This is a genomic window from Streptomyces sp. NPDC004542 (assembly GCF_040610035.1).
In the GTDB taxonomy this organism is placed as follows: Bacteria; Actinomycetota; Actinomycetes; order Streptomycetales; family Streptomycetaceae; genus Streptomyces.
In genome coordinates, this window is record NZ_JBEXLP010000214.1 from 1 (window position 1) to 1466 (window position 1466).

Here is a 1466-nt window from a genome sequence, read left to right on the forward strand (position 1 = left end):
GGGTCTTCAAAGTTGAGCGGTGCGGAGGTGTCCGCGGGCCCGGCGGGTGGTGACGCAGCGTGTCCGTAGCCGTTGGTTGTCGGCATTGCGAAGGCCGAACGCGTTGCGGGCGACGAGCTTGATCACACGGTTGATGCCTTCGCTCCTGGCGTTGCTGTGCCCGGTGTCGATGAATGCGGCGATCTCGGCCCACCAGCGGTCGACGGTGACGGCGAGCTGCCGCACCTCGGGGATGTCGGAGTCCGCGCACCATGTGAGGAACTTCCAGCGGGCGTGGCCGACTTGGTGGCGGTCGGCGCCGGTTCTCGCCAGGGCGAGGAGGTTGCGCAGGTTCTCCTTGGCGATCCATGCCGTCAGCAGGGTCTGGCCGATCGTCCCCTCGCCCAGCAGCGTGTTCCACATCGTGGCGAACTGCTCGTCGGTGAGGTCCTCGCGGTTGCGCAGCAGGCGCCGCCTGGCTTTCCATTCCGGGTCACTGGCGCGTCCGCGTCGTCCGCGCATCTCGGCGGTGGTGCGGCGCCGGACCATGGACAGCATCTTGTTGGCGAGCTGGACGACGTGGAAGTGGTCGACCACGACAGTGGCCTGCGGGAGACCGGTGCGAACGGCGGCGCGGTAGGTGGCCGACATGTCGATGGCCACGTACTCGATGCCCTTTCTCCAGGTCAGCGGGGTGGCGGCGAGCCAGGTGAGCACATCGGCGACGGTGCGGCCCTCGACCTGGCCGAGCAGGCCGCCGGTGCCGAGCGCGTCGACAAACCCCGTATGCCACCGATCGCGCATCAGCATCCACTTACCCGTGGCGGGGTCCTGTTCCCAGCGGGGCCGTCCGCGCCGGGTCTCGTCGATGCCCAGCACCTTCACCTCGGGCAGCGGGACCTCGGTGACCTCGTGTGCGACGGCGCGGAAGGCGTCCATCACGGTCGGCCAGGACAGACGCAGATCCCGGGCGGCCTGGATGACGGTGGAGGCAGCGTCGCGTATGCGCCGCCCGGCAGCACCGCGCAATCGCATGGTGATCCGTGCGCCGGCCGGTATCTGCGGGATCTGCTCGGTGAAGGACCGGCGCGGGCAGCCGGCCTCCCGGCACCACCAGCGGCGCTTGTGCCAGCGGAACTCCAGCCCGCTCTCGCCGTACGGCAGATCGCGGGGCCGGGTCACCGCCGAGCCCTTCACCCTGGTGGCGAACACCCCGCAGGCCGGGCACGCCCGCGCCCTCTCATCGGCCGTGGCCAGGTGGACCCGGCGCGTCCCGTCCGCCAGCCGCTCGACCCGGACGACGGACACCCCGTCGAGGTCGAGCAGCAACGTCGTATCGTTGAGCAAGCCCGTGGCTCCTGCATGATCGTTCTGCGTAGAGAACAGAAATGATCACGCAGGGCCACGGGCACCTTGCGTCCAGGGCCAAGGCGCACGATCCAACACGGAGCGTGACGCCGTGTCAGCAGCCCGAACCAGCGCACCGC

General features: G+C 69.8%; 1 protein-coding gene. It reads right to left on the reverse strand.

The genetic code is table 11. The features are described from left to right. Window positions 1-6: 6 nt before the first annotated feature. Window positions 7-1326 carry an ISL3 family transposase gene (locus tag ABZX30_RS38140; RefSeq protein WP_355943053.1) on the reverse strand — a complete coding sequence of 440 codons (1320 nt, stop codon included), beginning with the start codon at window positions 1324-1326 and terminating at the stop codon, window positions 7-9. Window positions 1327-1466 lie beyond the last annotated feature (140 nt).